The following is a 25,321-nucleotide window of genomic DNA, read 5'->3' as shown; positions in this document are numbered from 1 at the left end:
AGGCGGTGCGGCGGCCGGTTCAGCCGACGGTGACCGTCGTCCGCCCGGCGGGTACGGCGTCGGGGTCGTCCGGGCCGCCCGGGGCGTCGTCCTCGCCGGAGCCGTGCTCCAGCGTCGGCAGCCAGCCCAGCCAGCGCGGCAGGTACCAGTTGGCCTCGCCGAGCAGCCGCATGGTCGCGGGCAGCAGGACCGCCCTGACGATCGTGGCGTCGATCAGGATGGCCGCGGCCAGGCCGATGCCCATCTCCTTGAAGGAGAGCAGCGACATCGTGCCGAAGATCGCGAACACTCCGACCATGATGAACGCCGCGCTGCTCACCACCCCGGCGGTCGTCCTGATCCCGTGGGTCACCGCCTGCTCGGTGGGCATGCCCCGGTCGAAGGCCTCACGGATCCGGCTCAGGATGAACACGTGATAGTCCATCGAGAGCCCGAAGAGGATCACGAACAGGAACAGCGGCAGCCAGCTCACGATCGAGCCGGTCGACTCGAAGTTCAGCAGGTTCTCGCCCCAGCCGTACTGGAAGACCATGACCAGCACGCCGTACGCCGCGGCCACCGACAGCAGGTTCAGCACGATCGCCGTCACCGCCACCACCAGTGACCGGAACGACGCCAGCAGCAGCACGAAGGCCAGCAGCAGGACGAAGGTGAAGACCAGCGGCACGGACCTGCCGAGCTGGGTGTTGAAGTCCATCACCCCGGCCACGCTGCCGTAGACGTAGGTCTCGGCGACCAGTCCGACGGTCGGCGGGACCACCCGTTCCCGCAGGGTGCGCACGGCGTGCTCGGAGACCTCGTCGGAGGGGCCCGCGCCCTTCAGGCCGAGGCGGATGATCCCCACGGTCCTGTCCGGGTTCGCGCTGACGCCGAAGAAGGCGGGGTCGATCTCGCCGGTGCCGATCGCCATCTCCCGCAGGCGCCGGACCTCCTTGAGGACGTACGGCGCGGTCACGTCGTCGGCCTTCAGCACGATGGTGGCCGGGGCCTTGTTGCCGGGGAAGGCGCCCTTGATCCGGCGGGAGGTCTCCACGATCGGGTGGTCGCCCTGCACGTCGGAGGTGCCGGGCTCGCCGGTGCGCAGGTCGAAGGCGGGGATCGCCAGGCCGACCAGCAGGCCCCCGGCCAGCAGGACCGAGACGACCGGGCGGCGCAGCACCGCGGTGAGGACGGCGTTCCACACGCGCCCGCCGCCTTCGCGTCCGCCGAGGATCCGCCGCCAGGTGCGCCCGGTGAGCCTGCGGACGCCGCCGTGCACGACCCGGGCGTCGATCTTGTCGCCGATCAGGGACAGGATGGCGGGCAGCACGGTCATCGAGCCGATCATCGCGACCAGCACCACCAGGATCGTGCCCTGGGCGAAGCCGATGAAGATGCCGTTGCCGGTCAGGAACATGCCCGCCATGGCGACGATCACGGTGACGCCGGAGATCAGCACCGCCCGCCCGGAGGTCGCCGCCGCGATCTCCAGGGCCCGCTCCCTGCCCCTGCCCTTGGCCCGCTCCTCGCGCTCGCGGCGGATGTAGAACAGGGAGTAGTCGACGCCGACGGCCAGGCCGATCAGCAGCATGAGGTTGGTGGTGGCCGAGTCGACGTGCAGGAGCTGGCTGGTCAGCGCGAGCAGGCCGATCGAGCCGAGATAGGCGGTGAAGGCCACCACCAGCGGGACCACGGCGGCCAGCAGCGCGCCGAAGGCGGCCAGCAGGATGCCGAACGTCAACGGGATGGACAGCAGCTCGGCCCGGATCAGGTCGTCGTCGAGCACCTCGCCGACCGTCAGGCCGCTGCTCGCCCTGCCCGCCTGGCCGACCCACAGGGAGGGATGCGCCCGCTGGACGCCGGCCACGGCGTCGATCACGGGCTGGACCCGCTCCTTGGCGGTCTTCCCCTCGCCCTTCATGTCGAAGGTCACCAGGGCCGAACGCCGGTCCCGGCTGATCGGGGAGGGCTCCTGCGCGTCGTACGGCGTGCGCACCTTCTCCACCAGGCCGGTGGCGAGCACCGCCTCCTTGACCTCCTCCGCCACCGCCCGGAAGTCGGCGGGAGCGGTGGAGCCCCGGGCCTGGATCAGCACCGTCTCCCCGGCGACGTCGGGGAACCCGGCCGCGTCCAGGACCATCGCGGCCTTGCGCGACTCCCCGTTGTCGTCCTCCCAGGGCTCCATCCCCCTGGTGCCGACCGCGTTGCCCGCCAGGGTCGCGGCCACGACGAACCCCACCCAGATCAGCAGCGCGGACCAGCGATGGCGCGCGCTCCAGCCGCCCACCGCGGCGGCGATATTCCTCCGGCGTGCCATTCCCGCTCCCTGCTCATTTTTATTCATGAAGGTAGAGGCCGGAAGGACGGAGGACATCGTCCCCGGTGACCGGTCGCGGCCCCCTCCGTGAGGGTAGGGAAGGTCATCCTTGAGACGTAGGGGTTTTCCGGGGGACGTTCCGGAGGACGGCCCGGATCCGGCGGTGGTGGACGGTCAGCGCCGCGGCGGCGACCACGCACAGCACCGCCACCGCGACCATCACGGAGGTGTAGCCGGCGGTCTGCTCCAGTCCCGCCCCGCCCAGCGGGCCGAGCGCGGTCATCAGCGCGATCGGCAGGGTGGCGGCGCCCGCGATCGCCCCGTAGCCGGCGACGCCGAAGTGCTCGGCGAACAGCACCGGGCGGGCGATCGTGCCCACGCCGTACCCGATCCCGAACAGCAGGACGCAGGCGACCGCCCCGGCCGCCGTTCCGCCCAGCACCGGGAGCAGGGCGGCGCCCGAGGCCTGCACGGTGAACATGACGGCCGCGACCGTCGCGGCCGGCCAGCGCCGTTGCAGGCCGGTGGTGGCCAGGCGGCCGGTCACGGAGAGTACACCGACCAGGCCGGTCACCAGGGAGGCGAAGGGACCGGGATGGCCGAGCGAGGTCAGATAGGAGACCAGGTGCAGGGCGAGGGTGTAGACCGCGCCGCTCTGCGCCACGAACGCCCCGGTCAGCAGCCAGAACGCGGGGTCGCGCAGGGCGTCGCCGACCGCCCCGGTCTTCGGCGGGTGCGCGCTGTCCGGGCCGCGCCTGACGACGAGCAGGTGCAGCGGTACGGTGACCGTCCCGAGGACGACGGCCAGCACGACCAGGGCCTGGCGCCAGCCGTACCACTCGTTGAGCAGTCCGGCCAGCGGCGAGAAGATCGTCGTGGCGAACCCGGCCACCACGGTCACCGCGAGCAGCGCCGTGGCCCGGCTCCTGCCGTCGAACCAGCTCACCACGACGGCGAAGGCCGGTTCGTACAGGGTCAGCGCCATGGCCACCCCCATGCACGCGAACACCGCGTACAGGGCGGGCAGGCTCTCCACCCGGGACCACGCCAGGACGGTGAGCGTGCCGAGGACCGAACCGCCCGTCATGAGCCAGCGCCCGCCGTACCGGTCGAGCAGTCTGCCGACGAGCGGCGCGGCGGCGGCGTTGACCACGATGGCGAGGGTGAGCGCGGCGGTGACCTGCGCGGAACCCGCGCCGAGGTCGCGGGCCACGGGGGTGAGGAAGATCGCGAAGGCGTAGAACATCACGCCGTAGCCGACCGTGGAGGTGACGGCCAGGGCGGCGACGAGGTCCCAGGGTCGTGATCCGGTACGGCGGAGCACGGCTATCGGCCGTTCGATCGGATCATGATTCTGGAGTTTATAGAAGGTGATTTTTCAGGTTATTTAGGGGTCGCAGGAAAAGATTCCGCCGGCACGGATGCGGCCGTGCCGGCGGAGATCAGAGATTCTTGTTCGGTTGTCCGCGCTCATCGATGTCCGCGTCTACCTGCTGTCCACCGTGCGCTGGTGGCGGCCGGCCACGAGCTGGTCGTTGGACTGACGGGGAACGTCGACCCGCGGGTGCGGGCCGGTCGGCTCGTCACGGTCGTCGACGCCGTTCCGGTTGCGGTCCACGGCCGGAGCCGGGGCCGGGGCCGGAGCCGGGGTCGCAGGGGCGGACTCGAGCTTGCGCTCCAGCTCGCGCTTCTCCTCCTCCAGCTGGGCGACGCGGTCACGCGCCTCCGTCCGGGTGGCCCGCAGCTGCCTGCGGTGCGCCGCGGAACGGCGCATGCCGGCGAACAGCAGGGCGATGCCGAGCAGGAGGACCGCTCCGGTGGCGACACCGGCGAAGAAGAACTCCAGCTGCGTGAACTGGACCGTGCGGTCGAAGACCGTGAACGACGCGGTGGCGGTGGATGCGGCGGTCTCGTCCCAGGAGACCGCGATCGCGGCCGCGCCGGCGAGCACGATCAAGAGAAGTCCCAGCACTATCATCGTGACCTCACCTCGGGTGTTTGTGTCGTGGGGGTCCGCTGCCCCCGGAGCGCCGGATTATTCGCGAGCCCGTCCGTGTTCGACGGGATGTGACGGACATCGACGTGGTGGTGATCGGGGCCGGACAGGCCGGACTGTCCACATCCCACTTCCTGACCAGGGACGGGATCGACCACGTGGTGCTCGACCGGTCCCCGCGCCCGGGCGGCGCCTGGCAGTTCCGCTGGCCGTCCCTGACCCTGGGCGCCGCGCACCGCGTGCACGACCTGCCCGGCCTGCCGCTGGGCGTCGCCGACACCGGCCGCCCGTCGTCGGAGGTCGTCTCCGAGTACTTCGCCGCCTACGAGCGGGCCTTCGGCCTGCCGGTGCGCCGGCCGGTCGAGGTGCGACAGGTGCGCGAGGGCCGTGACGGCCGGTTGCTGGTGGCGTCCTCAGGCGGCGAGTGGTCCGCGCGCGCCCTGGTCAACGCCACCGGCACCTGGGAGCGGCCCTTCTGGCCGCGCTATCCGGGCCAGGAGACGTTCCGCGGGCGGCAGCTGCACACCGTCGGCTACACCCGCGAGGAGGACTTCGCCGGCGAACGGGTCGTGGTCGTCGGCGCCGGGGCCTCGGCGGTCCAGCTCCTGATGGAGATCGCCCGGGTGGCCCGGTCCACCACGTGGGTCACCCGCCGGCCCCCGGTCTTCCGGGACGGGCCGTTCGACGAGGAGGCGGGCCGTACGGCCGTCGCCCGGGTGGACGCCCGCGTGCGCGCCGGGCTCCCGCCGGGCAGCGTGGTCGGGGCGACGGGCTATCCGCTGACCCCCGAGGTCGGAGCGGCCATGGCGGCCGGCGTCCTGGACCGGCTGCCGATGTTCGACCGGATCGTCCCCGAGGGGGTCGTCTGGGACGGCGACGGTTCCGGTCGCTTGGGCGAGGGCCGCCTGGTCGAGGCCGACACGATCCTGTGGGCCACCGGGTTCCGGCCCGTCATCGGCCACCTGGCGCCCCTGCGGCTGCGCGAGCCCGGCGGCGGCATCCGGGTCGAGGACACCGTGGCCGTCCGGGACCCCCGGGTGCACCTGGTCGGATACGGGCCCTCCGCCAGCACCGTCGGCGCCAACCGGGCCGGCCGTACCGCGGCCCGGCACATCCGCCGCCTGCTGGCCGGCCCCCTGGCCGCCTGACGGGCGTCCGGAGGACGGCTTACGCCGACGGCGCACGAGGCCTAAGCTGACCGGATGGATCGCACGCGCCTGTACCGGGACGGCGTCCTGGTCAAGGAGAACTTCCCGATCGACGACATCTCCGAGTGCGTCGGCGATCCGGGGGCCGTCGTCTGGTTCGACCTCTGCGAGCCGGCGGGCGGGGACCTGGCCAAGATCAGCGAAGAGCTCGGTCTGCACGAGCTGGCCGTCGAGGACGCGCTCCACGATCGCCAGCGTCCCAAGGTGGACGCCTACGACGGCCACCTGTTCATCACGGTCTACGCCGCCGGACTGGTGGACGGGGAGATCGACTTCGTCGAGCTGTCGCTGTTCGTGACGAGGAACGCCCTCGTCACGGTGCGGTCGAGCGCGGACTTCGACATCGACGCGGTGCTCAGACGCTGGGACGCCGACCCCGAGATGGCCAGGTACGGCGTGGCGTACCTGCTGCACGGCCTGCTCGACCACATCGTGGACGGCTACTTCGAGGTGCTGCAGCCGCTGGACGACCGGGTCGAGGCGCTGGAGGACGAGCTCTTCGACGGGGGGGTGACGGACCTGCGCGGCCGGCACCGCGAGACCTTCACCCTGCGCAAGAACCTGCTCAGGTTCCGGCGGATGGCGTTGCCGGTGCGCGAGGTCGTCGGCGGGCTGATCCGCCGCGGCGCCGAGGTGATCGACCCCGCGCTGATGCCGTACTACCAGGACGTCTACGACCACACCCTGCGCGCCTCCGAGTGGACCGACTCGCTGCGGGAGCTGGTGGGCAACATCCGCGAGGCCTACCAGAACCAGCAGGGCTTCAAGCTCAACGAGATCATGAAGAAGGTCACCAGCTGGGCGGCCATCATCGCGGTCCCCACTCTGATCACCGGTTTCTACGGGCAGAACGTGCCCTATCCCGGCTCGGGCGAGCCGATCGGGTTCTGGTCCTCGACGATTCTGATCATCGTGGGCGGCGTTCTGCTCTACCGTGCCTTCAAGAAGCGCGACTGGCTGTAGGCACCCGGCCCGGGGCCCGGTGTCAACCAAGCCGATCGCGGGAATGAGTCAAATCTGGGCCTTGTGACCCTGTGGAGGCGCCGGTGAGCGTGCGGGGGGTTGCCTTCGCTCTGCTGGGAGCTCTGGTGATGTTCTCGCTGACGACCCGGGAGGACGTCGGGACCGTCGAGGCCAGGGCGGCGCCGCTGGACAACCCCGAGGGGATCAGGCCGGGGCTGGCGCCGGTCACCACAGGGGACAGGAGCGAGGCCAGGCGGCTGATCGGCAGGCTGCGGGTGGCCCGGATGGGCTCGAAGGCCGGCTACAGCCGCACCCGGTTCGGCAAGAACTGGGCGGACACCGCCGCCGGCGTGCCGTACGCCCGCAACGGCTGCCGCACCCGCGACGACCTGCTCGCCAGAGATGGGGAGAACATCAGATACCGCGGCGGATCCGAGTGCGTCGTGGTCGCGATGGACCTGCGCGACCCCTACACCGGCAGGACCCTGCGGTGGAGCAAGCGGCGGGCGGACGAGGTCCAGGTCGACCACGTCGTCCCGCTGTCCTACGAGTGGAGGATGGGCGCCTCCCGGTGGACCCCGGCCAAACGGGCGCGGATCGCCAACGACCCGCTCAACCTCCTGCCCGTCGACGGCGACGTCAACGAGGACAAGGGCGGCTCGGGCCCGGCCGGGTGGCTGCCGCCGTGGCGGAAGGTCCGCTGCGCCTACGTCGTGCGCTTCGCCCAGGTCGCGCTGAAGTACGACCTGCCGGTGACCCGGGCCGACAAGGCCGTCATGCTGTCCCAGTGCCGCTAGGGAGCGCCTGGATCTCCGGGCCGCCGGGGCGCGAGGCCGTCCAGGAGAAGGGCGAACAGGTGCTCGCGCCGCTCCTCCAGGGACGGGGCCTGGTCGGTGATCCAGCTCAGGGCGTTGGCGAGGGCGAACAGGTCGGTGCGGTCGACGTCCGCGCGGACGCGGCCCGCGGCCTGGGCGCGTTCCAGCAGGCGGCGGGCGTCGGCGCGGGGTGCGCGGTCGGCGGTCCGGAGGTCCTGACCTACGAGGAGATCGCCCGCCCCGAGCCGGGTCCGGCGAGGCGCTGATCCGCGTCCACGCCGCCGCGGCCGGCACGCGGGGGAGTCGGTGGTGACGCCCGTCAGAAGCGCCGCAGGATCGCCTGCTTGGCCAGGGCGAACTCCTCCTCGGTGAGCACGCCCTCCCGGTGCAGGTCGCCCAGTTCGCGCAGGCGCCGCAGGAGCGCGTCGTGGTCGGTCGTCTCCGCGGCGGGAGGGGCGGGCTCCGGGGTGACCTCGGCGGCCCTCTCGACGGCCTGTTCCGGAGAGGGGGCGGCGGGGACCTCCGCGGGATCGGGGGCCGAGGGATGCGGCAGCCGGGCGAGGACGGCCGCCAGGAACAGGGCGGTGGTGCGGGTCTCCTTCTCCAGGCCCCACAGCACCAGGCAGTGCGGGTCGTGCTTGGGGGCCAGCTTGGGAGCGAGCTTGTGCGCCGAGCCCCTGACGTGGAAACGGACATGGCCGTTCTCCAGGCCGGCGGCCGGGATCCACTCCACGCCCGTCAGGTCCTTCAGCGTGAACTGCTGCGGACCGGCCTCCTTCTTCGAGCCCTCCACCGCCCAGTTCCACTGGATGCGGATCGTCTCGCCGTCGAACGTGGCCGTCCCGTCGCCGGCCGCCACCGTCCGCGGCACGTCCGGGCCCGGCATCAGATAGCGGTCGGCGGGACCGGACGGCACCTGCTCGATGATCAGGGCGTTGCGGACCTCGTCCACGAGGTACTCGGCGGCGCCGCCCCGGCCGGGGTCGACGGTCATCTGGTAGGGATCGGCCGCCTCGGAGATCCGGCCGCCCGCGGCCTGGGTGAAGGGGTCGGCGCCCTCCCTCAGGCGCAGCCGGAGCCGCCCGCCCTTCTTGCCGGGCTCGTAGGAGATCCCGGCCACCGCGGCCAGCGGGACGGTCACCTCTCCCATCAGCTGCCGCAGCTTGTTGACCCCCCGATCGCGGCCGGGCACGATCCGTACGATCTCCCCGTCGAACGTCCACGCCCCGTCGCGTCCCATGACCTCAGCCATGACCTGATCTTATGCGGCCCCGGAGTCCGGATCTGTCCGGACTCCGGGCCCGGCGCCGAGGGGCGGGTCCGGCGGCGTCCGGGCGGGTCTTCTATCCTTCGGAGGCGAACCCCCGATCCCGCGGCGAAGGAACACCCGTGACCTCTTCGGCCTCTGCCATCTCCCCGGCCCTGAGCGGCGACGAGCTGGCCGTTCTGCGCGACCGTGCTCTCCGCGACTACGACGAGCTGGTACGGCGCGGCCTGTCCCTCGACCTCACCCGGGGCAAGCCGTCCCCGGCCCAGCTCGACCTGTCCGCCGAGCTGCTGACGCTGCCGGTGAAGGGCCACCACGCGGCCGACGGGACCGACACCCGCAACTACGGCGGGCTGCAGGGCCTCGCCGAGCTCCGCGAGATCTTCAGCGGCCCGCTCCAGGTCCCGGCGGCGCAGCTGGTCGCCGGAGGGAACTCCAGCCTCACGTTCATGCACGACAGCGTCGTCCACGCGCTGCTCAGCCCGCTGCCGGGGGCCGCCCGCCGCTGGGCGGACGAGCCCCGGATCGCCTTCCTGTGCCCGGTCCCCGGCTACGACCGGCACTTCGCCCTGTGCGAGCGCTTCGGCATCGAGCTCATCCCGGTGCCGATGACCGCCGAGGGGCCGGACATGGACGTCGTGGAGCGCCTGGTCGCCGGGGACGCCCAGATCAAGGGCATCTGGTGCGTGCCCAAGTACAGCAACCCGGACGGCGTCTGCTACGGCGACGAGACCGTGCGCCGCCTGGCGGCCATGGAGACCGCCGCCCCGGACTTCCGGATCTTCTGGGACAACGCCTACGCCGTCCACCACCTGACCGACACCCACGCCGAGATCGCCGACGTGCTGGCGCTGTGCGCCGAGAACGGCAACCCCGACCGGCCCTTCGTCTTCGGCTCCACCTCGAAGATCACCTTCGCCGGCGCCGGGGTGTCCTTCTTCGGCTCGTCCCCGGCCAACGTGGCCTGGTTCCTCGGTCACCTGGGCAAGGGCACCATCGGTCCCGACAAGATCAACCAGCTCCGCCACGTGGAGTTCCTCCGCGACGAGGCCGGGGTGCTGGAGCACATGCGCCGCCACCGCGAGCTGCTGCGGCCGAAGTTCGACGCGGTCGAGGCGATCCTGTCCAAGGAGCTGGGCGGGACCGGCCTGGCCTCCTGGTCCACCCCGGCGGGCGGCTACTTCGTCAGCCTCGACGTGCTGGAGGGCTGCGCCCGCGAGGTGGTGCGCCGCGCCGCCGAGGCCGGCATCGCCCTGACCCCCGCCGGCGCCACCCACCCCTACGGCGACGACCCCCGCGACGGCAACATCCGCATCGCACCCAGCTATCCGAGCCTGGAGGAGCTGGAGGCGGCCATCACCGGCCTGACCGTCTGCGTGCGCCTCGTGGCGACGGAGAAGCTGCTGGCGGACGCCCGGTAACCACCTCTCCGCACGCGGTCTCCGATCCCGGTCGGAACCGGATGTCACACAACGCGGGGCTGCCTCGTCCTCATGGCGTGAACGATGAAGATCTCGGCCGTCACGTGGGCGACGAGGAACCGCGCATGGGCGACGAGGGGTTGCGCGTGGGCGACGAGGAGCTCGCCGCGGAGTTCACCGCCATCCGGCCCCGGCTGGTGGGGGTGGCCTACGGCCTTCTCGGCAGCGTGGACGAGGCCGACGACGTGGTGCAGGACGCCTGGCTGCGCCTGGTCCACGCCGACCGGGCGCAGATCCACGACATCACCGGGTGGCTGGTGGTCACGGTCTCCCGGCTCGCTCTGGACGTGCTGCGCTCGGCCCGTGTGCGCCGGGAGGAGTACGTGGGGCCGTGGCTGCCCGAGCCCGTCGTGCAGGGCGGGGACCCGGCGGATCGCGTGACGCTGGACGAGTCGATGAGCATGGCCATGCTGGTCGTGCTGGAGTCGCTCAGTCCGGCCGAGCGCACCGCGTTCGTCCTGCACGACGTGTTCGGCCTGCCGTTCACCGAGGTGGGCCGGGCCGTGGGGCGCACCCCCGCGGCCTGCCGTCAGCTCGCGGCCCGGGCCAGGAAGCACGTCTCGGCGCGCGCCCCCCGGTTCGACGTGGACACGGCCGAGCACCGCAAGGTGGTGGACGCCTTCGTCGAGGCGACCGGCGGCCGGAACATGGACGCCCTGCTCGCGCTGCTCGATCCGGACGTGGTGCTGGTCAGCGACGGCGGCGGAGTCGTGAGCGCGGCCCGGCGGCCGATCCTCGGCGCGGCGAAGGTCGCCCGTTTCGTCCTCGGTACGGCCGAGCGCTTCGGCGCCGGTCAACGGCTGCGCCCCTCGACGGTCAACGGCTCGCCGGGGCTGCTCCGGTTCCACGGGGAGGAGCTCGTCGGCGTGCTGAGCCTGACCGTCTCCGGCGGGCGGATCACCGAGATCGACATCGTGATGAATCCGAACAAGCTGAGGAGACTCAAGTGAAGCCACGGATGAACGTCGCGGAACTCGCCCCGGAGGCGTACAACGCGATGCTGGGCCTGGAGCGGTTCCTGCGCACGAGCAGCCTGCCGCACAGCACGCTGGAGCTGGTGAAGCTGCGCGCCAGCCAGATCAACGGCTGCGGCTTCTGCGTGGACATGCACTCCCACGACATGAAGCAGGCCGGGGAGAGCGACGAGCGGATCTTCGCGGTCGCCGCCTGGCGGGAGGCGCCGTACTTCACCGACGCCGAGCGCGCCGCGTTCGCCCTGACCGAGGAGGCCACCCGGCTGGCCGACCGCGGCGAGGCCGTACCCGACGCGGTGTGGGACGAGGCGGCGCGGCACTACGACGAGGAGACGCTGGCCGCGCTGGTGGTGGCGATCGCCACGATCAACGCGTGGAACCGGATCGGCGTGACCACCCGCCTGGTCGCCGGCTCCCACCGCCACGCCTGAACCCGGCCCGGGCCCGGACTGCCGGGCCCGGGAGTCCGGGTCCCTCCCGGGGTCCTCATCTCGTTCCCGGGACCCCGGTCCGGCTCAGGACGAGGTCGTCACGGCTCTCGGAGATGCTCCGCGATCCGGCTGCGGGACCCGACGGACTTGGCCCGGGTCTGCAGGCCGTGCTCGCCGTCGCCGAGATCCTCCCCCTCCGCGGGATCACGCGGGATCGAGCGCAGGATCTCGTCGATGCTGTCGTAGGTCCCCAGCGGCAGCGCGGACAGCGCCTTGATGGCCTCATCCCGCGCTCCGGCGCCGATCGCGTGCCGTACCACCGTCTGCTTGTCGGCCGGATAGTCCAGGCTCATCAGAGCGCTGCGGACGAGATCGGGGTCGGTTTTCAGCGTCATGTCACTCCCCCTCCCCGCCCCGGGTCGGCCGTTCGGCCTTGGGACCGTCGGCACGGTCGCCGCCGACCTTGCGCGGACGCTTGGCCGGATCCGAGTGCATGGTCTTGTCGACGCGGTTCTTGAGCTCCTTCTCGCTCATCCCCCGATCGTGCTCCAGATTCTTGCGGAGCCGGGCGCGTTCGGTGTCATATGAGTGACTGCCAGGACGAGGCATGAAATATCACTCCTTTCCCCCATACCTCGGTCCGTTACCCCGCTCACCTGCGGTCACACCTCCATCACGGAGCGCCTCATCCCGGGAGCGCGAGAACCCCGGCGGCCGGTGGCTCAGTGCTCGAGTTCGCCGAGCAGGAGGCGGTTGCAGAAGTAGCACTTGTAGAAGATCGTCCCGACCTCGCGCCATCTGCGGTCGAGGAGGAGGATCCGCAGGACGGTGTGCGGGACGCCCGCGCCGGCCTCCTCCATGAACGCCTCCCACTCCCGCCGGCCCGGCAGGAACACCCGGGAGCGGGCGATCCTGCGCAGTCTGTCGGGGTCGGCGTCGGCTCCGAGCGCCTGCAGGGCGTCGGCGAGGTCCTCGATCGCGTCGTCGCACTCGGCGTGGAGGGACCTGATCGGCGGCATGCGCGAGGAGAGACCGGAGAAGTAGAGCCTGGCGAGGTCGGCGGCCGTCCGGAAGGGGTTGTCGTCGTCGATGCGGTCGAGGTCGGGCAGGAGTTCGACGAGGCGCTCGGCCAGCTCGTCGAACCGGTCGCCCCAGTCCTGGACCGGGTCGTCCGCGTCGCCGGAGGGGCCGCGCCGGCGGCGGTCCCGATCCGTGCGCCGGGGGAGCGGGCGCAGGTCCCGCTCGGTGAGGGGCTCAGACCGCAGATACATGACGAGCACGCCGACGATCACGGCCACGGTGATGATCGTGACGGCGGCGAGGAGCCACAGCACGATCGTCACGACGGCCCCGACGATCGCCCCGGCCGCCTCGCCGGCCGAGGGATAGTTGATCGCCACCCAGACGAAGACCCCGACGGCGCCGCAGAACAGCAGCATCTTGATCAGCCGCCAGCCCGCCCGGCTGCCGAGGAAGGCCAGGAGTACGGCCAGCAGGACGGCGAAGAGCGGATCCTTGAGCACGGTGAGCGCGCCGTCCCACACGTCGGTGCCTGCCAGGTCCATGGCTGCGCCTCCTCCGGCGTCCTGCGGCGGCCTCGGTCAGGACAGCAGGATGGGCGAGGAGGGTTGCAGCCCGGTGGAAGAACGCTTATCCGGTGATCTCGGGGCGGTGCCAGGGCAGCACGATCGGCTCCTGCGGCGGGCCGGAGAGCAGCCGGTCCAGCAGGTCCGCGAGATCGACGGGGATGGTGAACTCGCCGCCGGTCCGGAGCTCGGGCAGGGTCCACCAGCGGAAGGTGTCGAGCAGGGAGTGCTCGAGATCCTCCATGCCGGAGACGTCCACGATCGGCTCGGACAGGCGCAGCAGGAAGTAGGAGTCCTCGGCGAAAAACAGCCTGCCGTCGCGGTGGCGCCAGTAGCCGGAGCTGACCGCCACCACCGGGCCGAAGTTCTCTGGGGAGACGGTGTTGCCGGTCTCCTCGCGCAGCTCCCGGGCGGCCGCCGCGGTGAGGGTCTCCCCCGGGTCCACACCGCCGCCCGGTGTGAACCAGGCGTACTCGGGGCTCTCGGTCGGGCCGCGACCGCGCCACAACAGGATCCGGTCGTCGTCGTCGAGCAGGAGGACGCGGGCGGTGGGACGGTAGATCGCTTCAGGCACGAAGGTGAGCATAGACACGGCCGCCCGGAGGCGACCATCGCTTTCTCCGCCCGGCCGCCCGGGTCGTACGGCGCCGCCGAGGCCGGTTGCGCGGGCCGTACGGCGTCACCCGGGTCGTACGGCGTGGCCGGGCTACGCCCCGCGTGGTTTAGCGCGGACGTGCACGCGCTCGCCCTGGGGCCCGAACAGGCTGAGGACCTCCACCGGCGCCTCCCCGGTGCTGCCGAACCAGTGCGGCAGCCGGGTGTCGAACTCCGCGGCCTCGCCCGACTTGAGCACGATGTCGTGCTCGGCGAGCACCAGCCGCAGCCTCCCGCTGAGCACGTACAGCCACTCGTACCCCTCGTGCGTGCGCGGCTCGGGGTCGCACCGGGTGACGTCGATGACCATCTTGAACGCCTGCAACCCGCCGGGGTGCTGGGTCAGCGGCACGATCGTCGAGTCGTCCCTCTTGAACGGCTTGAGCCGTACCCGCGGGTCGCCCACCGGCGGCGCGCCGACGAGCTCGTCGAGCGGCACCTGGTAGGCGCGCGCGAGCGGCAGCAGCAGCTCCAGGTTGGGCTTGCGCTCGCCGGATTCGAGACGGGACAGGGTGCTGACCGAGATGCCGGTGGCCTCCGCGAGCCGGGTCAGGGTCATGCCGCGCCTGGCGCGCAGCTCGCGCAGCCGCGGGCCCACGGAGGCCAGGACCGCGGCGTCGTCGTTTGCCATATCGGCAACTTTACTTTGCTGTCTTCATCGGTGGAGGGCACCGTGGGCACGGCCCGCACCACGTCCGGTACGGCCGAGCCCACGGAACGGAGTCCACGGTGAAGTCACCTGTCGCGGGAGGAAACGAGGCGCCCACCGGACCCGCGGAACGGGCGCCCTCGGTCCGGTGGGCGCTCGCCGGCCTCTCGCTGTCCATGCTGCTGTCCTCACTCGGCATCAGCGTCGCCAACGTCGCCCTGCCGACGCTGGCGCAGGCTTTCACCGCCTCCTTCCAGGCGGTCCAGTGGATCGTCCTCGCCTATCTCCTGGCCATCACCACCATGGTCGTCAGCGTCGGGCGGCTGGGTGACATCGTCGGCCGCCGGCGGCTGCTGCTGGCGGGGATCCTGCTGTTCACGGCGGCCTCGGTGCTGTGCGGCGTCGCTCCGTCGCTCTGGACGCTGATCGCCGCCAGGGCGGTGCAGGGGCTCGGGGCGGCCGTCATGATGGCCCTCACCATGGCGTTCGTCGGCGAGACGGTCCCCAAGGACAGGACCGGCAGCGCCATGGGGCTGCTCGGGACGATGTCCGCGATCGGCACCGCCCTCGGCCCGTCGCTCGGCGGCCTTCTGATCTCCGGGCTCGGCTGGCGGGCGATCTTCCTGGTCAACGTGCCGCTGGGCGTCCTGGCCCTCGTCCTCGCGCGCCGCCACCTGCCCGCCGGCGGCCGGGGGCCGGAGACCGGCCGGGTCCGCTTCGACCGGGTGGGCACGCTGCTGCTCGCCCTGGCGCTCGGGGCCTACGCGCTGGCGATGACGACCGGGAACGGCGCCTTCGGCCCGCTCAACACGGTCCTGCTGCTGGCCGCCGTCGCCGGAGCCGGGCTTTTCGTCCTCGTCGAGACGAGGACGGCCTCGCCCCTGATCCGGCCGGCGATGTTCCGCGATCCGGCGCTGAGCGCGAGCCTCGCCATGAACGCGCTCGTCTCGACGGTGATGATGGCGACGCTGGTGGTCGGGCCGTTCTATCTGTCCCGCGCGCTCGGTCTCGGCGCGGCCGCCGTCGGGCTCGTCATGTCGGCCGGCCCGCTCGTCTCCGCGCTGACCGGTGTGCCCGCCGGCCGGGTCGTGGACCGTCTCGGCACGCGCCGTATGACCGTCGCCGGGCTCACCGGCACGGCGGCCGGCTGCCTCGGCCTGTCCGCGGCGCCGTCCGCGTTCGGCGTTTTCGGCTACGTCGTCCCCATCGCCGTCACCACCGCCGGCTACGCCCTGTTCCAGGCGGCCAACAACACCGCCGTCATGGCGGACGTCGGCCCCGACCGGCGGGGTGTCGTGTCGGGCATGCTCACCCTGTCGCGCAACCTCGGGCTCGTCACCGGCGCGTCCGTCATGGGCGCCGTGTTCGCGCTCGCGTCGGCGACGACCGACATCACGACGGCGGGCCCCGAGGCCGTGGCCACCGGCATGCGCACCACCTTCGCGGTCGCGGCCGTCGTGATCGTCGTCGCCCTCGTGATCTCGACCCTCAGCCGGTCACCGTCAGCGCGTCCTTCCCTCCAGGCAGGCCCAGCTCCCCGGTAGGGACGCGGTAGGTCTCCCGGGCGGTGGCGACGGCCACGGCGCTGATCGTGCACAGGATGCCGGTGAAGATCGCGACACCGACCCAGCCCTGCAGGCCCAGCCAGCCCTCCGGGGTGACGATCCCGGCGGCGGTGGCCACCGCGAAGCCGGCGATGGCGAAGCCGATCTGGGTGCCGATCGCCATGCCGGACAGCCGGACGCGGGTGGTGAACATCTCGCCGTACAGCGAGGGCCAGATGCCGTTGGAGGCGCTGTAGACGACGCCGAGGGTGAGGATCCCCACAAGGAAGATCAGGGGGTAGCTCTTGGAGTTGATGGCCGCCAGGTAGAAGAAGATCATGATCGGGCTGCCGACGGCGCCGATGAGGAAGACGGGCTTGCGGCCGATGCGGTCCGACAGGGTCGCCCAGAGCGGCAGCGCCAGGAGGGCGACGGCGTTGGCGGCGGTGCTGACCCAGAGCATGGTGGCCTTGTCCAGGCCGACGGCGTCGCCGGTGGCGTAGTTGAGCGCCCAGACGGTGAAGATGGTGCTGACCGTGGCGATCAGGGCGGCGCACACCACCCGGAGCACGCTGCGCCAGTGGTCGCGGAAGAGGTCGGCCAGCGGGAGCTTCGGCACGGTGCCCTGGGCGACCTCCTGCTCGAAGGCGGGGGTCTCGTCGAGCTTGCGCCGGATGACCCAGCCCACCACGGCGACGGCGACGCTGAGCCAGAACGGCACCCGCCAGCCCCAGCTCAGCAGCTGCTCCTCGGGGAGGGCGGCGACGGGGATGAAGACGAGGGTGGCCAGGATCTGGCCGAACTGCGTGCCGTTCAGGGTGAAGCTGGTGTAGTAGCCGCGGCGGTTCTGCGGGGCGTGCTCCAGGGTCATGGAGTTGGCGCTGGCCTGCTCGCCGGCGGCCGACAGTCCCTGCATGACGCGCAGGATCACCAGCAGCACGGGGGCGAGGCCGCCGACCTGCTCGCGGGTGGGCAGGCAGCCGATGAGGAAGGTGGACACGCCCATCAGGATCAGCGTGAACACCATGATCTTCTTGCGGCCGAACCGGTCGCCGTAGTGGCCGAGGAAGAACGCGCCGACCGGCCGGGCGGCGTAGGCGACCCCGAAGGTGGCCAGCGACTGGAGCGTCGCGGTGGCCGGGTCGGAGGCGTCGAAGAAGACCTTGGAGAAGATCAGGGCGGCGGCGCTGCCGTAGATGAAGAAGTCGTAGTACTCCAGCGCGCTGCCGATCCAGGCGGCGACGGCCGCCTTGCGAGGTGTGCCCCGATGAACGGCGTGTGGAGAGTCGGTCACGATGGCTCCTTGGTGTCTGTCGCCGTGTCGGTAACCGGCACCCCCCACCGCCGGACCATGTTACGAACTAGATAGTTAATTAATGTGGCTGCAATGGTGCGGTGGCCTGCCCGGCGTGTCAAGAGGGCTTCACGTACGGGGTTGCGTGGCCTATAACTAACTCACTGGTTCGTACATTAGGGAGTGCCGCCCGGCTCACCCGCTGGAGGAGAGGAACCGATGAAGTCGTATCTGATCGGGCTGATCGGTTCCGGCATAACGACGTCGCTGAGCCCGGCCCTGCACGAGGACGAGGCCGTCCACCACGGGCTGCACTACGTCTACCGGGTGCTCGACACCGACGTGCTGGGCGGGGACGTGGGCGAGCTGGTCCGTACGGCCCGCCGCATGGGCTACGACGGGCTGAACATCACCCACCCGTGCAAACAGGCCGTCATCCCGCACCTGGACGAGCTGTCGGCCGACGCGGCCACGCTCGGCGCGGTCAACACCGTGGTCTTCGACGGCGACCGGGCCGTCGGCCACAACACCGACTGGACGGGCTTCGCGGAGTCCTTCGCGCGCGGCCTGCCGGACGCGCCGGCGCGCCGGGTCGTCCAGCTCGGCGCCGGGGGCGCGGGCGCGGCCGTCGCCCACGCGCTCCTGACCCTGGGCGCCGACCGGCTCACCGTGGTCGACGCCGAACCGGAGCGCGCGGCCCGGCTCGCCACCGGGCTGGCGGGCCGGTTCGGGGCCGGGCGGGCGCGCTGCGCGGCCCGGGACGACCTGCCCCGGCTGCTCGCCGACGCCGACGGCCTGGCCCATGCCACGCCCGTCGGGATGGAGCGCCATCCGGGCCTGCCGTTCCCGGCCGAGCTGCTCCGCCCCGGCCTGTGGGTGGCCGACATCGTCTACCGGCCGCTGGAGACCGAGCTGCTCAGGCAGGCCCGCGCGGCCGGCTGCCGGACGCTGGACGGCGGCGGCATGGTCGTCTTCCAGGCCGCGCACGCCTTCCGGCTGTTCACCGGCCGCGCGCCCGACGCCGAGCGGATGCTCGCCCATCTGGTCGACCTGGTCGCCGCCTGAGGGAGGGAACGTGCGCAAGTCCATCGCCACCGTGTCGGTGAGCGGCACTCTGGCCGGGAAGCTGGAGGCGGTCGCCGCCGCCGGGTTCGACGGTGTGGAGATCTTCGAGAACGACCTGCTGACCTGTCCCCTGCCGCCGGAGGAGATCCGGTCGCGCGCCGCGGACCTCGGCCTGACGATCGAGATGTACCAGCCGTTCCGCGACTTCGAGGCCATGCCGGAGCTGGACCTGCGCCGGGCGGAGCGCAAGTTCCAGATCATGGAGCGGCTCGGCGCACGCCTGCTGCTGGTCTGCTCCAACGTCTCCCCCCGCGCCGTCGACGACGACGATCTCGCCGCGGAGCAGCTGCGGCTGCTGGCCGAGCGGGCGGCCGGGCACGGCATCCGCGTCGCCTACGAGGCGCTGGCCTGGGGCCGGCACGTGAACGAGTATCTGCACTCCTGGCGGATCGTGCGCATGGCCGACCACCCGAACCTCGGGGTCTGCCTGGACAGCTTCCACATCCTGTCGCGCGGCTCCGACCCGATCGGCATCGAGGCGATCCCGGGCGAGAAGATCTTCTTCCTCCAGCTGGCCGACGCGCCGCTCCTGGCCATGGACGTGCTGCAGTGGAGCCGCCACTACCGCTGCTTCCCCGGCCAGGGGGGCTTCGACGTGGCCGGGCTCCTCACCCACGTGCGGAACGCCGGTTACACCGGGCCGCTGTCCCTGGAGGTCTTCAACGACCACTTCCGCCAGGCCGACGCGCACCGGACCGCCGTGGACGCGATGCGCTCGCTGGTCGCCCTGGAGGGCTCCGCCCACCCCGCCGATCCGCCCACCGGCTTCGCCTTCGCCGAGCTGGCCGTCCCGCGGGACCCGGCCGGGCTGCGCGACCTGCTCACCGCCCTGGGGTTCGCCCGATCGGGCACGCACGGCAGCAAACCCGTGGAGCTGTGGGAGCGGGGCCGGGCGCGGCTGCTGCTGAACCGCACGGGCGGGGAGGCCGCGCTGTCCGCGATCGGGCTGGAGAGCCCCGAGCCCGCCGACGCCGTCAAGCGCGCCGAGTCGCTGCTGGCGCCGGTGCTGCCGCGGGAGCGCGCACCGCGCGAGGCGCCGCTGGAGGCGATCGCCGCCCCCGACGCCACGCAGATCTTCCTGTGCCGCACGGCGCAGCCGTACGGCTGGCGCGAGGACTTCACGCGGGACGGGCCGGCGGCGGGGTCCGCCATGAGCGGGCAGGAGGGGGAGATCACCCATCTGGACCACGTCGCGCTCGCCCAGCCCTGGCACTACTTCGACGAGGCCGAGCTGTTCTACCGCAGCGTGCTGGGCCTCACCCCGCAGGAGAGCCTCGAATTCCCCGACCCGTACGGCCTGCTGCGCAGCAAGGCGATGACCGGCCCGGGGGGCGGGCCGCGCATGGTGCTCAACGTCGCCCAGGTGGGCGCCGGGCAGGCACCCTCCCAGCACATCGCCCTGGCCTGCGACGACATCCTGGCGATCGCCCGCAGGCTCCGGGCCGGGCGCCCGGACCTGCTGCTGCCCATCCCCGGCAACTACTACGACGACCTGGAGGCCCGCCACGACGTCGACCCCGCGCTGCGCGAGCTGGGCGTGCTGTACGACAGGGACGAGGACGGCGAGTTCCTGCACCTCTACACGGTCACCGTGGGGCGGGTCTTCTTCGAGATCGTCCAGAGGGTGGGCGGCTACCACGGGTACGGCGCCGTCAACGCGCCCGTCAGGCTCGCCGTACAGCACGCACCTGCTCACTAAGATGGACGGATGACCTCTCAGCCCGCCTCAGCGGAACGGCAGCGCGACGCCGACCGTACCCGGGCGGAGATCCTCGAGGTCGCCCAGCGGGAGTTCGCACGGCGCGGATACGCCGGGGCGCGGGTGGATGAGATCGCCGATCTCATCCGCACCACCAAGCGCATGATCTACTACTACTTCGGCAGCAAGGAACAGCTCTACATCGCGGTCCTGGAGAAGGCCTACACCGAGGTCCGGGAGGCCGAGCGGCTGGTCGACGTGGAGCACCTGGCCCCCGTCGAGGCCATCCGCACGCTGGCCGAGCTCACCTTCGACCACCACGACGCGCACCGCGAGTTCATCAAGCTCGTCGCGATCGAGAACATCCACCGGGCCGAGCACATCCGCAAGTCCGAGGTGCTGGCCAACCTCGGCACCCCGGTGCTCGACCTCATCGGCCGCATCCTCCAGGCCGGTACGGCGAGCGGCGACTTCGTCACCGAGGCCGACGCCGTCGACGTGCACATGATGATCAGCTCGTTCTGCTTCTTCCGGGTGGCCAACCAGCACACCTTCGGCGCCCTCTTCGGCCGCGACATGGCCGCCCGGGAGCACCGCGACAGACTGCGCCGGATGGTGGGCGAGATGGTGGTGGCCTATCTCCGCGGGGCCGGTTCCCCGGAGGACCCCCGGTAAGACCCCAGGTCGGACGCGTCGCCGCCGGCGCCCCATCCTCCGAACGGAGGATGCCGGCCGTCGTCCGTCCGCCGCGGACATGCGCCCTGTCGCGCGATTCGGTGACCGGGCCCTTCCTCGCACACTCGGTGGGAACCCATCGAACCGAGGAGGAAAGATGGTCACCACCCTGGGACTGCGGCCGGTCCGGCAAAGCGAACGGCAGCTCGCCCCCGATCTCGCCAGGGGGGTCATGCTGGCGCTGATCGCCGTGGCCAACTCCGCGATCTACCTGTACGGCCGGCCGTACGGCATCCGGCAGCACGTCATCGAGCACGACCTGCTGAACCGGGTGACGGCGACGCTGAGCATGACATTCGTGGACGGGCGGGCCTACCCGATGTTCGCGGCGCTGTTCGGCTACGGCATGGTGCAGATCTGGAACCGGCGGCGCGACGACGCCGAGGGACGGCGGGTCCTGAAGCGGCGGAGCCTGTGGCTGCTCGCGTTCGGGGCGGCCCACGCCGTGCTGCTGTTCTCCGGGGACGTGCTCGGAGTGTACGGACTGCTCGGGCTCCTGATAGTCCGGCTGCTGCGCGTGCGTGACCGGACCCTGCTGATCCTGGCCGGAGTCTGGCTCGTCCCCGTCGCCCTGCTGTCCGCCCTGGCCTACAACACGCCCCAGGCCACGGGGCAGCGGACCATCTTCTGGTCCCTCGCGATCGAGGACCCGCTGACGGCGCTGGCGTTGCGGCCGATCGAGTGGGTGATGACCCCGGTCGGGATGACGGGCGTGTTCACCGCCGGGCTCGTGGGCCTCTGGGCGGGGCGGCGGGAGCTGCTGGCCGTACCGGACGGGCTGGTACGGCGGGCCGCGGTGTGGGGACCGGTCATCGGGGTGCTCGGCGGGCTGCCCGTGGGCCTGACCGCGACCGGTTTCCTCGCCGCGGGCGATCCCGTCACGGTGATGGCGCTCAACGCCGTCCACGTGGTGTCGGGCATCGCCGCAGGTCTGGGCTACGCGGCACTGATCGCCCTGCTCGCGCGGCGGATCGGGACGCGGCGCGGCCGGTTGGTGACCGCGCTGTCGGCCTGCGGCCAGCGCTCGATGACGAGTTATCTTCTCCAGTCGGTGCTCTTCGTGGCGCTTCTGCCCCCTTATACGATCGGGCTCGGCGGGCGGCTGGGCTCCGCCGCCACGGTCGCGCTGGCGATCGGCGTGTGGGCCGCGACGGTGGCCGTGGCCGAGTTCATGCGCAGGACCGGAGCGCGCGGGCCCGCCGAGACGCTGCTGCGGCGCCTGACCTATCCGCGCGGCTGAGAGCGAGGGTGGCATGCTGCGCATCGACGTCTGGGACAGGGCATGGCGCATCCTGCCGCTGGTCCTCCTGGGAGTGGCGGCCCTGATCGCGGTGACCGACCCGTCGGTGCCGCCGCGGGACCGGGCCGTCACGGCCGCGCTGTCCGCCGCCGTGGCGGTGTGGCACTGGTGGATGGTGCTGGCGCACCCCCACTGGCCGGAGCGGACGCTGGCGCCGATGGCGCTCTACTTCGCCGGGTTCATCGTGCTGACGTGGGCGCTGTTCTCGCGTCATCCGGTGTACGGGCTCCTGGTGCTCGCCTGCTTCCCCACGGCCTTCGCGACGCTTCCCGGCCGGTACGCCTATCTCGGGGTGGCCGCCACGGCGATCGTCATCGTGGGCGGCCCGCTCGCCCTTCTGGACGCCGGTGATCCCTGGCCGATCGTGCTGGCGCTCAGCGGAGCGGCGCTGGCGGCGTTCATCGGCTGGAGCATCAGGGCCCTGGAAACCGAGGTCAAACGCCGGAACGCGGCCAACCGGGCACTGGAGAGCGCCAACCGGGCACTGGAGAGCGCGAATCTCCGTCTCGCCCAGCTCGGCGAGGAGAACGCCGAGCTGCAGGGAAAGCTGCTGGCCGCGGCCCGCCAGACCGGCGTCGCCGGCGAGCGCGGCCGGCTGGCGAGGGAGATCCACGACACCGTCGCCCAGGGCCTGGCGGGCATCGTCACCCAGCTCGAAGCGGCCGAGGAGGCCGCGAACGACGCCGAGACGGTACGGCGGCGCCTGGCCGTCGCGCGGGACCTGGCCAGGGAGAGCCTGACCGAGGTCCGCCGTTCCCTGGACGACCTGCGCCCCGGGCCGCTGGCGGAGACCAGGCTGCCCGAGGCGCTGTCGGCGCTGGTCTCCGGCTGGGGCGCCGCCAACGAGCTGCCCGCCACGCTCACCGTCACCGGCACCGCCCGGCTGCTGCACCCCGAGGTCGAGGTGGCCCTGTACCGGGCCGTGCAGGAGGCCCTGGCCAACGTGACCCGGCACGCCGGGGCAGGCAAGATCGGTGTCACCCTGTCGTACATGGAGGATGTGGTGGTGGCCGACGTCCGGGACGACGGGGTGGGGTTCACCCCGTCCGAGGCGGGCGGCTCCGAATCGGGCGGCGGGGGTTTCGGGCTCACCGCCATGCGGCAGCGGGTCGTCAGGCTCGCCGGGAACGTCGAGGTGGAGTCGGCGCCGGGTCAGGGCACCGCGATCAGTGTGACGGTCCCCGCGATCCCCGCCGCCGCCGAGCGGGAGGCGACATGAGCGTACGGCTGGTGATCGTGGACGACCACCCCGTCGTGCGCGACGGCCTGCGCGGAATGTTCGTCGAGCAGGCCGACCTGGAGGTCGTGGGCGAGGCGGAGGACGGCGAGCGCGGGCTCGCCGTGGCCGAACGGGAGCGCCCCGACGTCGTGCTGACCGACCTGCGCATGCCCGGCCTCGGGGGAGCGGATTTCATCCGGCTGCTGGCGGAGCGGGTGCCGTCGGCCCGCGTACTGGTCCTGACCACCTACGACGGCGACGACGACGTGCTGCCCGCGCTGACCGCGGGCGCGATCGGCTATCTGCTCAAGGACTCTCCGCGGGAGGAGGTCTTCCGCGCCGTGCGCGCGGCGGCGGCGGGAGAGACGGTGCTGTCCCCGTCCGTGGCCGCCCGCGTGCTCAACCGGGTCCGCACGCCGGCTCCCGCCGAGCTGAGCGAGCGTGAACGGGCCGTGCTCGGCCTGGTCGCGCGGGGCTGCACCAACAAGGAGACGGCCGCGGAGCTGTTCATCAGCGAGACGACGGTCAAGACCCACCTGGCGCACATCTACACGAAGCTGGGCGTCTCCGATCGGGCCTCGGCCGTGGCGACCGCCTACAGCCGCGGCCTGCTGCCGTGACACACCGGGCCGGCCGGGTGGTGGCCGCAATGTGGCGGTCTCGGCATCGTGGAAGTACAGATGCGGGAATACGCTGTGCGTCGTATCACCCAGGGAATTTTCGTGCCGGCGACGAAGAGGCGCCGGCCGGGAGAACCAGGGGGGTCCGATGTCGATCCTTCCCGCTTTCGCGACGATGTCGCGGGTGCCGCGAAGGAACGGATCCCGGCGAAGGCGTGGATCCCGGTGCCGGAGGACGACCGGCATGGCCGCGGCCACGTGCGTGGTGCTCTCCGCCGCACCGCCCGCCCCGGGTGGGCCGGTCCCGCCGGAGCCGGCACCCGGCCGGCCCGGCGACGTGCGGGCCGCCGCCTGCACCCTGACGCCGACCGGCGGCACCGTCGTCAGGAACGTCGGCGGCACGGGCCGGCCGTACCGGGTCCATGTTCCCGCCGGGCTGACCGGGCGGGCACCGCTGCTGCTCAGCCTGCACGGCGGCGGCCAGGAGCCGGTGGCGCACGAGAACGCGAGCGGATGGAACGGCTTCGCCGCCGAGAGGAAGTTCATCGTCGCCTACCCGCGGGGCGGCTCTCCGCTGAACGCCCCCTCCTGGTTGCTCAGCCCGGCCTCCGGGGACGTCGCCTATCTCCGCGACGTCGTCGGCGACATCGCACGGCAGTGGTGCGTCGACCCCCGGCGGGTGCACGCGGCGGGCTTCTCCAACGGCGGGCAGATGGCCGGCCGGCTGGCCTGCGACGAGTCGGACCTGATCGCCTCCGCGGCGACGCACGCCGGTCCTCTGCTGACCCTCCGGTGCGCGATGCGGCGTCCGATCGGGTTCGGGATATCCGTTTACCAGGGCGACATCCTGTGGCAGCTCATGCAGGGCCATCGCGACGCGTGGATCGCCGACGACCGGTGCGCCCGCCCTCCCCATCAGGAGTCCGGGGCGGGGGTCCTCGTGGGAGAGCGGTACGACTGCGCCGGCGGCACCGGGATCTACTGGCGGGTGTACGGCGACGGCGCGCACCGGTGGCCGACCGGCGAGCAGGGCGCCGACCTCCGTGAACGGATGTGGGCGCTTTTCCAGGCCCATCCCCTTCCCTGACGCGAATAGTGATCGAAGCAGAATTAACGGCTTTGTCGCGTGCGGGCTGGGGCACAATGTCAGCGCTGAGGTTTTCTCCCGACCGGGAGGTCCAGAGATGCTGGACGAACAGGAAAACGGAGCGGTCGCGGCGCTGCTGGAGGCGCTGGCCGGTCGGATGGGGGAGGACCCGCTGGGCGCCGACGTCCGGCGGGTGGCCACGGTGTTGCGCACGCGCCGTGACGGAGTCCGCGGGAGCGGGCCCGGAGTGCCCCAGCGCGGCCGGGTGCGGAATCGGACAGCAGAGCAGCGTGACCAGGCGGCCGATCAGCGTGACCAGGCGGCCGATCAGCGTGACCAGGCGGCCGATCAGCGTGACCAGGCGGCCGATCAGCGTGA

Annotated in this window: 26 protein-coding genes; 15 read left to right on the top strand and 11 right to left on the bottom strand. The window is 72.1% G+C overall.

Annotated elements, in window-relative coordinates; all coding sequences use genetic code 11:
* Positions 1 to 19: 19 nt before the first annotated feature.
* The 3 genes from Pta02_RS17935 to Pta02_RS17925 form a co-directional block, all read right to left on the bottom strand.
* Positions 20 to 2,296: an MMPL family transporter gene (locus Pta02_RS17935; protein ID WP_203875993.1), complete on the bottom strand. Its 2,277-nt coding sequence runs from the start codon at positions 2,294 to 2,296 to the stop codon at positions 20 to 22.
* A gap of 103 nt (positions 2,297 to 2,399) precedes the next feature.
* Positions 2,400 to 3,620 carry an MFS transporter gene (locus Pta02_RS17930; protein ID WP_239130845.1) on the bottom strand — a complete coding sequence of 407 codons (1,221 nt, stop codon included), beginning with the start codon at positions 3,618 to 3,620 and terminating at the stop codon, positions 2,400 to 2,402.
* Positions 3,621 to 3,782: 162 nt separating this feature from the next.
* On the bottom strand, positions 3,783 to 4,268 hold the full coding sequence (locus Pta02_RS17925) for a hypothetical protein (RefSeq protein ID WP_203875992.1): 486 nt from the start codon (positions 4,266 to 4,268) through the stop codon (positions 3,783 to 3,785).
* Between the two features lie 95 nt (positions 4,269 to 4,363).
* Between Pta02_RS17925 and Pta02_RS17920 the strand changes: the two genes are divergently transcribed.
* From Pta02_RS17920 to Pta02_RS17910, 3 genes are all read left to right on the top strand, one after another.
* Positions 4,364 to 5,440 (top strand): FAD-dependent oxidoreductase, encoded by a 1,077-nt coding sequence (locus tag Pta02_RS17920; protein ID WP_307837476.1) that lies wholly within the window; start codon positions 4,364 to 4,366, stop codon positions 5,438 to 5,440.
* Between the two features lie 54 nt (positions 5,441 to 5,494).
* Entirely contained in the window at positions 5,495 to 6,463 is a 969-nt protein-coding gene (locus Pta02_RS17915; protein ID WP_203875991.1) for a magnesium transporter CorA family protein, read from the top strand.
* A gap of 83 nt (positions 6,464 to 6,546) precedes the next feature.
* On the top strand, positions 6,547 to 7,260 hold the full coding sequence (locus Pta02_RS17910) for an HNH endonuclease family protein (protein ID WP_203875990.1): 714 nt from the start codon (positions 6,547 to 6,549) through the stop codon (positions 7,258 to 7,260).
* On the opposite strand, the gene Pta02_RS42310 is transcribed toward Pta02_RS17910, so the two are convergent.
* Both Pta02_RS42310 and Pta02_RS17900 read right to left on the bottom strand, forming a co-directional pair.
* Entirely contained in the window at positions 7,257 to 7,445 is a 189-nt protein-coding gene (locus Pta02_RS42310; RefSeq protein WP_373872394.1) for an SbtR family transcriptional regulator, read from the bottom strand. The genes Pta02_RS17910 and Pta02_RS42310 overlap by 4 nt on opposite strands.
* A 152-nt stretch (positions 7,446 to 7,597) precedes the next feature.
* Positions 7,598 to 8,530: a DUF4429 domain-containing protein gene (locus Pta02_RS17900; protein ID WP_203875988.1), complete on the bottom strand. Its 933-nt coding sequence runs from the start codon at positions 8,528 to 8,530 to the stop codon at positions 7,598 to 7,600.
* Positions 8,531 to 8,688: 158 nt separating this feature from the next.
* On the opposite strand from Pta02_RS17900, the gene Pta02_RS17895 reads away from it, so the two are divergent.
* The 3 genes from Pta02_RS17895 to Pta02_RS17885 all read left to right on the top strand — a co-directional run bounded on the left by Pta02_RS17895 (position 8,689) and on the right by Pta02_RS17885 (position 11,431).
* On the top strand, positions 8,689 to 9,966 hold the full coding sequence (locus Pta02_RS17895; RefSeq protein WP_307837477.1) for an aspartate aminotransferase type Ic: 1,278 nt from the start codon (positions 8,689 to 8,691) through the stop codon (positions 9,964 to 9,966).
* 77 nt (positions 9,967 to 10,043) lie between these two features.
* Positions 10,044 to 10,976, top strand: coding sequence for an RNA polymerase sigma factor SigJ (gene sigJ, locus Pta02_RS17890; RefSeq protein WP_239130837.1), 933 nt, complete (start codon positions 10,044 to 10,046; stop codon positions 10,974 to 10,976).
* Entirely contained in the window at positions 10,973 to 11,431 is a 459-nt protein-coding gene (locus Pta02_RS17885) for a carboxymuconolactone decarboxylase family protein (RefSeq protein ID WP_203875986.1), read from the top strand. Before sigJ ends, Pta02_RS17885 begins: the two co-directional genes overlap by 4 nt.
* 98 nt (positions 11,432 to 11,529) lie before the next feature.
* On the opposite strand, the gene Pta02_RS17880 is transcribed toward Pta02_RS17885, so the two are convergent.
* The 5 genes from Pta02_RS17880 to Pta02_RS17860 form a co-directional block, all read right to left on the bottom strand.
* Positions 11,530 to 11,826: a DUF2795 domain-containing protein gene (locus Pta02_RS17880; protein WP_203875985.1), complete on the bottom strand. Its 297-nt coding sequence runs from the start codon at positions 11,824 to 11,826 to the stop codon at positions 11,530 to 11,532.
* A gap of 1 nt (position 11,827) precedes the next feature.
* A complete protein-coding gene (locus tag Pta02_RS17875) occupies positions 11,828 to 11,965 on the bottom strand; it encodes a hypothetical protein (protein WP_203875984.1) in 138 nt (45 codons plus the stop codon).
* Between the two features lie 188 nt (positions 11,966 to 12,153).
* Entirely contained in the window at positions 12,154 to 12,996 is an 843-nt protein-coding gene (locus tag Pta02_RS17870; RefSeq protein WP_203875983.1) for a hypothetical protein, read from the bottom strand.
* Between the two features lie 85 nt (positions 12,997 to 13,081).
* Positions 13,082 to 13,591: an NUDIX domain-containing protein gene (locus Pta02_RS17865; RefSeq protein ID WP_203875982.1), complete on the bottom strand. Its 510-nt coding sequence runs from the start codon at positions 13,589 to 13,591 to the stop codon at positions 13,082 to 13,084.
* Positions 13,592 to 13,723: 132 nt separating this feature from the next.
* Complete coding sequence (locus Pta02_RS17860) at positions 13,724 to 14,302, bottom strand: helix-turn-helix domain-containing protein (protein WP_203875981.1); 579 nt, start codon at positions 14,300 to 14,302, stop codon at positions 13,724 to 13,726.
* Between the two features lie 98 nt (positions 14,303 to 14,400).
* Between Pta02_RS17860 and Pta02_RS17855 the strand changes: the two genes are divergently transcribed.
* Complete coding sequence (locus Pta02_RS17855; protein ID WP_203875980.1) at positions 14,401 to 15,864, top strand: MFS transporter; 1,464 nt, start codon at positions 14,401 to 14,403, stop codon at positions 15,862 to 15,864.
* Here Pta02_RS17855 and Pta02_RS17850 read toward each other — a convergent pair.
* Positions 15,809 to 17,158 carry an MFS transporter gene (locus Pta02_RS17850; RefSeq protein ID WP_239130835.1) on the bottom strand — a complete coding sequence of 450 codons (1,350 nt, stop codon included), beginning with the start codon at positions 17,156 to 17,158 and terminating at the stop codon, positions 15,809 to 15,811. The two genes, Pta02_RS17855 and Pta02_RS17850, sit on opposite strands and share 56 nt — an antisense overlap.
* Before the next feature lie 219 nt (positions 17,159 to 17,377).
* Between Pta02_RS17850 and Pta02_RS17845 the strand changes: the two genes are divergently transcribed.
* The 8 genes from Pta02_RS17845 to Pta02_RS17810 all read left to right on the top strand — a co-directional run.
* On the top strand, positions 17,378 to 18,223 hold the full coding sequence (locus Pta02_RS17845) for a shikimate dehydrogenase (protein ID WP_203875979.1): 846 nt from the start codon (positions 17,378 to 17,380) through the stop codon (positions 18,221 to 18,223).
* A 10-nt stretch (positions 18,224 to 18,233) separates the two neighbouring features.
* A complete protein-coding gene (locus tag Pta02_RS17840) occupies positions 18,234 to 19,982 on the top strand; it encodes a bifunctional sugar phosphate isomerase/epimerase/4-hydroxyphenylpyruvate dioxygenase family protein (protein ID WP_203875978.1) in 1,749 nt (582 codons plus the stop codon).
* Positions 19,983 to 19,991: 9 nt separating this feature from the next.
* Entirely contained in the window at positions 19,992 to 20,657 is a 666-nt protein-coding gene (locus Pta02_RS17835; RefSeq protein WP_203875977.1) for a TetR/AcrR family transcriptional regulator, read from the top strand.
* A 157-nt stretch (positions 20,658 to 20,814) separates the two neighbouring features.
* Positions 20,815 to 21,957 carry a DUF418 domain-containing protein gene (locus Pta02_RS17830; protein WP_203875976.1) on the top strand — a complete coding sequence of 381 codons (1,143 nt, stop codon included), beginning with the start codon at positions 20,815 to 20,817 and terminating at the stop codon, positions 21,955 to 21,957.
* 13 nt (positions 21,958 to 21,970) lie between these two features.
* Positions 21,971 to 23,236, top strand: a complete 1,266-nt coding sequence (locus Pta02_RS17825; RefSeq protein WP_203875975.1) for a sensor histidine kinase — start codon at positions 21,971 to 21,973, stop codon at positions 23,234 to 23,236.
* Positions 23,233 to 23,856: a response regulator gene (locus tag Pta02_RS17820; protein WP_203875974.1), complete on the top strand. Its 624-nt coding sequence runs from the start codon at positions 23,233 to 23,235 to the stop codon at positions 23,854 to 23,856. Before Pta02_RS17825 ends, Pta02_RS17820 begins: the two co-directional genes overlap by 4 nt.
* A gap of 244 nt (positions 23,857 to 24,100) precedes the next feature.
* On the top strand, positions 24,101 to 24,943 hold the full coding sequence (locus Pta02_RS17815; RefSeq protein WP_203875973.1) for a CE1 family esterase: 843 nt from the start codon (positions 24,101 to 24,103) through the stop codon (positions 24,941 to 24,943).
* A gap of 97 nt (positions 24,944 to 25,040) precedes the next feature.
* Positions 25,041 to 25,321, top strand: a 281-nt coding sequence (locus tag Pta02_RS17810; protein ID WP_203875972.1) for a hypothetical protein, incomplete at its 3' end; no start/stop codon positions are given.

The organism is Paraplanobispora takensis, from assembly GCF_016863195.1.
Classification (GTDB): domain Bacteria; phylum Actinomycetota; class Actinomycetes; order Streptosporangiales; family Streptosporangiaceae; genus Planobispora; species Planobispora takensis.
The sequence above is the reverse complement of the archived record's forward strand: the minus strand, read 5'-3'. Positions and strand labels throughout refer to the sequence as shown.

Bases quoted from the DNA above. Each gene is read 5' to 3' on its own strand.
- Pta02_RS17935 (WP_203875993.1), bottom strand. From the start codon at position 2,296: ATGGCACGCCGGAGGAATATCGCCGCCGCGGTGGGCGGCTGGAGCGCG.
- Pta02_RS17915 (WP_203875991.1), top strand. From the start codon at position 5,495: ATGGATCGCACGCGCCTGTACCGGGACGGCGTCCTGGTCAAGGAGAAC.
- Pta02_RS17900 (WP_203875988.1), bottom strand. From the start codon at position 8,530: ATGGCTGAGGTCATGGGACGCGACGGGGCGTGGACGTTCGACGGGGAG.
- Pta02_RS17880 (WP_203875985.1), bottom strand. From the start codon at position 11,826: ATGACGCTGAAAACCGACCCCGATCTCGTCCGCAGCGCTCTGATGAGC.
- Pta02_RS17875 (WP_203875984.1), bottom strand. From the start codon at position 11,965: ATGAGCGAGAAGGAGCTCAAGAACCGCGTCGACAAGACCATGCACTCG.
- Pta02_RS17870 (WP_203875983.1), bottom strand. From the start codon at position 12,996: ATGGACCTGGCAGGCACCGACGTGTGGGACGGCGCGCTCACCGTGCTC.
- Pta02_RS17860 (WP_203875981.1), bottom strand. From the start codon at position 14,302: ATGGCAAACGACGACGCCGCGGTCCTGGCCTCCGTGGGCCCGCGGCTG.
- Pta02_RS17845 (WP_203875979.1), top strand. From the start codon at position 17,378: ATGAAGTCGTATCTGATCGGGCTGATCGGTTCCGGCATAACGACGTCG.
- Pta02_RS17835 (WP_203875977.1), top strand. From the start codon at position 19,992: ATGACCTCTCAGCCCGCCTCAGCGGAACGGCAGCGCGACGCCGACCGT.
- Pta02_RS17830 (WP_203875976.1), top strand. From the start codon at position 20,815: ATGGTCACCACCCTGGGACTGCGGCCGGTCCGGCAAAGCGAACGGCAG.
- Pta02_RS17825 (WP_203875975.1), top strand. From the start codon at position 21,971: ATGCTGCGCATCGACGTCTGGGACAGGGCATGGCGCATCCTGCCGCTG.
- Pta02_RS17820 (WP_203875974.1), top strand. From the start codon at position 23,233: ATGAGCGTACGGCTGGTGATCGTGGACGACCACCCCGTCGTGCGCGAC.
- Pta02_RS17815 (WP_203875973.1), top strand. From the start codon at position 24,101: ATGGCCGCGGCCACGTGCGTGGTGCTCTCCGCCGCACCGCCCGCCCCG.